The following is a 7,272-nucleotide window of genomic DNA, read 5'->3' as shown; positions in this document are numbered from 1 at the left end:
GTGGTGCCGATGTTGGCGCCCATGATCACCCCGACCGACTGCGACAGCGACATCAGCCCCGCCGAAATGAAACCGACCACCAGCACGGTGGTCACCGACGACGACTGGATCACCGCGGTCACCAGTGCGCCGGTGCCAACGCCCATGAAGCGATTGACCGTCAGCTTGGCGAGGATGTTTTTCATCCGCTCGCCGGCGACGGCTTTCAGCGCCTCTTCCATCTGTCCCATGCCGTACAGGAAGATGGCCAGGCCACCCAAGAGCTCGACCGTCATCATTCCCCATTTGGGCGTTGTGCCCTCGGCGGAGGCAGCAAGCGCTGGCCAGGCCAAGCCGCCAAGGATCGCGCCAAGGGCGCAAAGTACCAGCAGGGGGACGATGCGGGTGGGAAGTGTCAAATGTGTTCTTGGCATATCTCGAGTCTCCGGTCGTTGCGAGTTAGTGTTTGGAATGATTCTTGACGATGGTCACCGGCAGCTTGGCCAGGGCCAGGACCTGCTCGGCAACCGAACCAAGCAACAGGTGCCGCATCCCGGTCGCCCCCTTGCTGCCCATCACCAGCAGGCTGGCCTTTTCCTTTTCGGCCACCTGCAGGATGCGCGTCACCGGGATCCCCTTGACCAGCAGCACTCCGGCGCTGTGCAGCGCCTCGCGCTCGGGGTGACGTTTCTGCAACTTCGCCATGAACTCGTCGAGCATTTCGCCGGCAACATCGGCGATGCGGGTAAGCGTCTTCCTGGTTGCCATCCGTGCGTAGTAGCCGGGCATGTTCTGGGGGTCGTGCACCACATGCAGGACGAGCAGCTTCGTCCCCAGGCCGTGCGCGAAGTCGCTCGCCAGCAGCAGAGCGGCCTCCGAATACGGGGAAAAATCGATCGGAACCAGGATCGGTCCGCGACCTGGGTCGTCCGACCCGGCCGCTTTGTTCTTGTCAACCATGAGCAAATCCTCCTCTTTGGTGGGCACTGCGGAAGCAGTCCGCGAGCGGAACTCGGACCGAACTTTGGGCACCGGTTTACTGGGCTGCTATGGACAGGTAAACCTGGCGGCAAGCTGGGCCGGCAGGTCAAATTGCAGCGAAACAATTGGCTGACTTCAAATAACGTCCGGTGTCAGCTTGGCAACAGTCCCGCGCAAGAATACAATAGATCGTTGCTGAAAGCCGTGTTTTCCCGACACCTGCCGGGTGCAGGAGACCGGCGCCTGACGACCGGGATGGCCCGAGGAGCCCCGGCTCACCAATCGCCAAGAACCCGGAAATGGTCTCAAGTAGTCGTTCGGACGAACCTTTCGGTCGCTTTCAACGAGGCCACGCCTGCCCGGCCAAAGCCAGAGTACAGTGGCGGCTTGTGGTCCGGGGAGGCTTGTTTCGTAGGCGCATAGGGCCTATCCTTGCGGTTTTGACCGTTCCCTATCGACTCGGCAAGCGGCCGACCGGGAAATCAATGGGACACTGCGATCCGGCGCACCGAGCGTGGGAGTCTGCTGGTCAACAAGTCATGAGGCGGGGGCATTCATGGAGTGGTTGAGGGAAGCCTTTGACTTCATCGACCTGGCGGCTATTGACTGGGATCTGACCATTCGACTGCTGATTCAGTGTGGCCTTTTCTGCATGTCGGCATTTTTCTCCGGCTCCGAAACGGCGCTTTTTTCGCTTAGCCGCATCGATCTGCAGAAGCTGCGCAATTCGCGCAACCCCCATTCCGAAAGCATCCACGCGATGCTCGATGAGCCGCGCCGGCTGATCGTCTCGCTGCTGTGCGGCAACGAACTGGTCAACATCGCCGCGGCAGCAAACATGGCGATGATCCTGGTCATGTTGTTCGGCGAAGCGGATGCCGGCTGGATCAACATCGTCGTCATGGTTCCTCTGCTGCTGCTCTTTGGCGAGGTGACGCCCAAGACCATCGCCGTCAATGCGCCGGTGAAGTTCGCGACCAAGCTCTCGGCCAGGTTCCTGCCAAAGTGGATTTTCATTGTCACCCCCCTGCGCGACGTCGTGCGCCTGGTTGCCGACCGGGTGACCACATTGGTGGTCGGTGAGCACGTCGACCGGGAGAACATCCTCAAGCCCGACGAATTGCGTACACTTATGGCCGATAGCGAGGAGACGGGGATCATCGAAGCCTCGGAGCGAGTGCTCATCGATAAGGTTCTCGAGTCCGCAGAGACTGACGTGGCGCGGATCATGACGCCGGGGCCGCGCATCCGCTTTCTCGACGCCGACCTGCCAATCGATGAACTGATCGAACGCTTCCGTAGCTATCGTCACCCGCGAGTACCGGTCTATCGCGGCCACTGGGATAATGTCATCGGCTTCCTGCACGCCGAGGATTTGCTCCGCCGGGTACATAGCGACAAGAATCTGTCCACCATTGAACTTGGGCAAATCCTCAAACCCGCGCACTTCGTTCCACCAACCAAGAAGGTCGACGAAATACTCGAGTATTTTCAGCGTTTCAACACCCGCTCCGCGGTGGTCATCGGAGAGTACGGCGAGGTCCTCGGTATCGTCACCATCAAGGACGTGATGACCTTCATCTTCGGCGAGATTTCCGGAAAGATGCGGGGGCAGGAATATTATCAGCACGAGCACAACAACAGCTTTACAGTCCCCGGCTACATGCGCTTGGCGGATTTCCGCACGCTCACCAATTTCGACATCGACCACCCGCTGATGAACACCATTGGCGGGGTGACCCTGGTGCTCTTCGGCCGCTTGCCGCGGGTCGGCGAGAAGGTATTCTGTACCGACTACGAGATCACCGTCAAAGAAGTGAGTGGCATGCGCATTACCAAGGTCCGTGTTTCGTACGGGCACACCAAGGACGAGCAGCAAACAGCGCCGGAGGAGCCCCTGGACATGGAAAGCGTCGGAGCGGCATTGCTGTCCGGCGGTTCGGTCACCGATCCGGAGCAGGAAACTCTCGACGAATACGAGGATGCTCTGCTGCGCGAACCGGAATGCGAGCAGCCCGAGTTGCTACCGGAAAACGGGCAGGACAGTGACAGACCGTCGGGTCGAACCGTAAGCGCGGCGGATTAGGACGCGGGGAGGAGAGCAATGGAGTACCTGTGGCATCTCGTGGTCATCCTGATCTTTCTCGTCCTGAAGGGCTTTTTTTCCGGCTCCGAGCTGGCGATGGTCAATTCCGACAAGATACGCCTGCGGCATCAGGCGCGTCTAGGCGACCGGGGAGCCAAGCTGGTCCTGCACCTCTTTCGTACCCCTGACGTAATGCTCGGAACGACGCTGGTCGGGACCAACATAGCGACGGTGACGATCACTACCATTGGCACCCTGATGTTCATCCGGCTGTTCGGGGAAGTCGGCGACCTGATTTCTGTGCTGGTATTCACACCGTTTCTGCTTATTTTCGGCGAGATCGTTCCGAAGAGTATCTTTCAACAGAAAGCTGACTGGATCGTCACCAAGATCATCTACGGACTGCGATTCTTTTCTTTCGTCTTCTATCCGGTGATCTTCGTTTTCAGCCGTGTCGCCCGCGTTGCGGCGCGCCTCTTCGGCGGTGCCTCATCGGGGCAGATTGGCTTTATCACCAAGGACGAACTGCGCGTGCTGCTCGATCTGTCGGAGACCTCCGCTGACGGCGGTGGGGCCACCAACAAGCAGCGAATTCGCCGCATTTTCCGCTTTGCCGATACCACCGTGGGCGAGGTAATGACGCCGCTGGCGGAGGTCATTGGATTCAGCGAGCGTCGCGTGATGGCCGAGGCCGTTCGTCGCGTGTGGGAGCATGGATTCAATCGCCTGCCGGTCTTTCGCGGCAACATTACCAATGTCACCGGCGTGTTGACCCTGACGACCTGGGACCTGCTGCAGCCGGAAATCGAGCAGCGTGCGATCAGCGACTTCATCCGGCCGGCGCTTTATCTGTCACCCAAACAGACCATCGATCAGGTTCTACCGCTACTGCGCGCGCGCACCGATCATATGGCGATCGTGGTCGACGAGTTCGGCTCGGCGATCGGCATCCTGACCATGGAAGACATCTTCGAAGAGGTGGTCGGGACGATCGACACTGGTTACGACTTCGACAACATGAAGCCTCCTCGGGTGGTGATCGAGTCGGAGAGCGACGATCATCATCTGATCGGGGGACGGGCGCCGATCTCGGAACTCAACGATTCGCTCAGGCTCAATCTACCGGTCGGCGAGGCACACACACTCGCCGGTTTCCTGATCAACCGGCTACGACACATTCCGGTGGTCGGCAATACCGTTGAAGAGCGAGGATACCGCTACACGGTGATCGAAGCCGATGCGCGCACCGTCACCAAGGTGCGGGTCGAGCGGCTGTAGGCTCCCGGCGGCACTTCCCTTAGTTCCTGCCGCGTCGCGGGTTCACCACGGCGTCCCCAGTGGCGGCTCTGCCGACGACCTGTCGGCGCTCCAGCAGCTAACCCGGCGCGCGCCCAAGCACGAGCGAGGATCGCGCTGCGAGGTCTTGGCTGCTCGCTCCTGGTTCGTTCACTCCCCTCACGGCCGACCACTTCCGACACCACGACCCGTGCGTGCGCTCGCGTTTCAGGCAATCCGATGGCCCAGCCGCCTGATCCGGCCTCCCTACCAAGCTGAATTGATCGCCAACGCACCGGGTGTCCGGGCAGTTGCCGGACACGCGATCCAGAGCGCGACCGCACCCTCTCCTTTTTTGTTGCGCGCTCTGTGACCTATTTCCTAACCCTGTTCTGGGGATGAGCCTATCTTCTCGGTCAACAGCGCGCTTCGGCGCCGAGCGATCTACAAGGAGTCTGGACGTGAGTGAGGGTGCGATTGACGATTGCGAGCTTTGTGGCTCAGCGGGCGGAGAAGTGGTCTGGGAGAACGGGATCTGTCGGGTGGTGATGGTGGCCGACGCTGACTATCCCGGCTTCTGCCGCGTGATTCTGCATCGGCATTTGCGCGAAATGACCGACCTGCCCCACAAGGAAAGAATGCAGCTGATGACCGTGCTGTTTGCCGTCGAGACCGCGGTACGCAGCCTGTACCAGCCAGACAAGATCAATCTCGCCAGCCTGGGCAACATGACGCCGCATGTCCATTGGCACCTGATCCCGCGCTGGCGCGACGACAGACACTTTCCCCAGCCGGTCTGGGCGAGGCCACAGCGCGTGCATGTTCCTCGGCGCAGCGTGGTCGATGGCCGGCAACTGGGCGATCAGATCATCGCCGCCCTGCAGTGCACCTAACGGTAAGCGAGGAGAAGCACCATGAGCGCAGTACTTGCCCGAGTCCCGGTAACCATGAAGATTTCCGACCTCCAAACAGGCTTCCAGATTCTTTCCCGCCTGCCGCTGGCCAACTCGCAGCAGGCCGATTTGGAGATCAACCACTTTCTCGATAGTCTGCTGCAGGCGCCACCAGCAGCGGATGTCTATTTGCAGCTGCTGGAACAGACGCGGATTTCCCTGTGCTTCATCGAAGAAGAACTTGCCCGGCACTTCACCAACAAGGCGCTGCCACTTGGTGATGCCGAGGAGGCGGCGTTTCAGCAGGTTGTCGCAACGTGGCTCAAGGCGGCCCGAGCTTACGCGCACTGCGCCCAGCTGCAGAGCTCCGACGACGGCCGCGACGACGGCGAACGACTCGCCCTGATCCTGCACCGATGCATCTACTACACCGGGATGGCGATCATCGAACATCATCGCGCCCGGCGGCAATTGCCGAGCGGCCTCTGGCTGGACTTGCACGGCTTTTTCGCCAGCGCCGAGGAGTGGGGAGTGGCGACAGTCGGCGTTCCGGATTCTCTCGATCCGCTCGGCCGCAGCACGCACTGTGCGGCGGCCTTTGTCGGCCTGCTGCTGATCGAACTCGCCGGCCCTTGCAGCCTCACCGTGCGCGAGTTGGGGCTGGTCCGGCGTTGGGCCGCTGCCTGGTCACCACTGGTCAGCGTCCATCCGGCGATGCCTGGCGACGCACTCCCTCCGTCGGTCGTCGATCTGATGCACGATTCAGGCCTGCGTGCCTCCAGCGACTGCCTGCAAACCGAGAACGTTCGCCGTCTCGACACCACGCGCCTGGCGATGCAGATCAACCAGGCAAGACAACAGCTGCAGCAAAGAGTGACTCCGGCGCTACTGGGTCTGGGCGAAGACTGCACGACGACGCAGTGTCAGCGGCTGCTCACCCGCCTGGCCAGGCCGTGGTCCTTGCTGCGTGCTGCACGCCGATTCCGCCGGCACGGCGCAAGCGGGATTTCGAAGGTGTGCGCGGGCTTCGCTGGAATGCATTATTTCATCTCCGGGAAAGAGTTCAATCAGCCGGAGAGTGCACGTATCTACTCGCGCCAGGAGTTCGACAGCATGTTCACCTTCCGGCACGGGCTGGACCCGACGCAGGGTCTGGAGGTTCGCCAGGCACAGCTTGGCTTTGCTGTTGACGACTGGGAAGTGCTTGATCAGAGCGCCAACGGCTTTCGCCTGCTCCGGTCGACGGCTGGTCGGCGGATGGCGCCGGAGCAGTTGCTGGCCCTTTGCCCGCATGACGGCAGTGCTCCCTTGCTGGCACAGGTGGTATGGCTGATGCAGGAACAGAGCGGCGGCCTGGTCGCCGGCGTAGCTGCGCTGCCCGGCAAGCCACAAGCGGTCGCGGCCCGGCCGCTGTCGCAGCTTGGGGGGCAGACCGACTCCTACAGCAGGGCCTTCCTCCTGCCGGCCGTGCCGGCCATCGGAGCCGAACAGAGCCTGGTCGTTCCAAAGGGCTGGTTCTCTCCGGAACGTTTGCTGGAGGTCTACGTAGACGGCGTCTGGCGGGTACGCCTGCACCGCCTGCTGACCGAGGGGCCGGACTTCGAGCGTGTGACCTTCAGGATCACCTGACCGGCCGCGACTTTGGAAAGCGGCATAGGCAGGCATCCGACAAGGCGCCGAATCCGGTCGCCTTCCCGGGCGCGACGCCGGTACGTCCCCTGCGGCGATATGCTGTTCGCGTGGGGTGCGGCGCGTCCGCCGACATGACGTCCGCAAGGGCTCGCTGAGGCCTTGAGCGGCATGGTGAAGTTCGCGGTTGGTTGTACGAGTATTTTCCAATTCAGGTATGAGCCTGAAGGAGGGAAGATCTCGGGGAGGTAGCGAGGCGGGCTGATGGTTTAAAGGGGTAGTGTAACGGGATTGGATTTCCGGTGGCGGATGAGGTTGGCGGGTTGGCTTTGTGGTGCTCTGGAAAGCTTTTATCGACGGGTTTTTAAGGCGCCCGCAGGGCTTCCGGCGGGCGGATTGCGGAGCAATTCGGCGTCGGGCAAGCGAAGC

6 protein-coding genes are annotated in these 7,272 nt (G+C 61.4%); 4 read left to right on the top strand and 2 right to left on the bottom strand.

Going from position 1 to position 7,272, the window contains the following annotated elements; genetic code table 11:
- Positions 1-278: Na/Pi symporter (locus Q1L50_RS08525; RefSeq protein ID WP_300337545.1), on the bottom strand; the 278-nt coding region annotated here is incomplete at its 3' end.
- Between the two features lie 160 nt (positions 279-438).
- The gene (locus tag Q1L50_RS08520) at positions 439-939 is read right to left on the bottom strand and encodes a universal stress protein (RefSeq protein ID WP_300337543.1); all 501 of its coding nucleotides are present in this window, start codon (positions 937-939) and stop codon (positions 439-441) included.
- A gap of 577 nt (positions 940-1,516) precedes the next feature.
- Here Q1L50_RS08520 and Q1L50_RS08515 point away from each other — a divergent pair.
- The 4 genes from Q1L50_RS08515 to Q1L50_RS08500 all read left to right on the top strand — a co-directional run bounded on the left by Q1L50_RS08515 (position 1,517) and on the right by Q1L50_RS08500 (position 6,843).
- Positions 1,517-3,046, top strand: a complete 1,530-nt coding sequence (locus Q1L50_RS08515) for a hemolysin family protein (protein WP_300337542.1) — start codon at positions 1,517-1,519, stop codon at positions 3,044-3,046.
- A gap of 18 nt (positions 3,047-3,064) precedes the next feature.
- Positions 3,065-4,324, top strand: a complete 1,260-nt coding sequence (locus Q1L50_RS08510; RefSeq protein ID WP_300337540.1) for a hemolysin family protein — start codon at positions 3,065-3,067, stop codon at positions 4,322-4,324.
- Positions 4,325-4,782: 458 nt separating this feature from the next.
- Positions 4,783-5,214 carry an HIT family protein gene (locus Q1L50_RS08505; protein ID WP_300337539.1) on the top strand — a complete coding sequence of 144 codons (432 nt, stop codon included), beginning with the start codon at positions 4,783-4,785 and terminating at the stop codon, positions 5,212-5,214.
- A gap of 21 nt (positions 5,215-5,235) precedes the next feature.
- Positions 5,236-6,843 (top strand): hypothetical protein, encoded by a 1,608-nt coding sequence (locus Q1L50_RS08500; protein ID WP_300337537.1) that lies wholly within the window; start codon positions 5,236-5,238, stop codon positions 6,841-6,843.
- The last annotated feature ends 429 nt before the right edge of the window (positions 6,844-7,272 follow it).

The organism is Accumulibacter sp., assembly GCF_029255145.1.
Classification (GTDB): domain Bacteria; phylum Pseudomonadota; class Gammaproteobacteria; order Burkholderiales; family Rhodocyclaceae; genus Accumulibacter.
The sequence above is the reverse complement of the archived record's forward strand: the minus strand, read 5'-3'. Positions and strand labels throughout refer to the sequence as shown.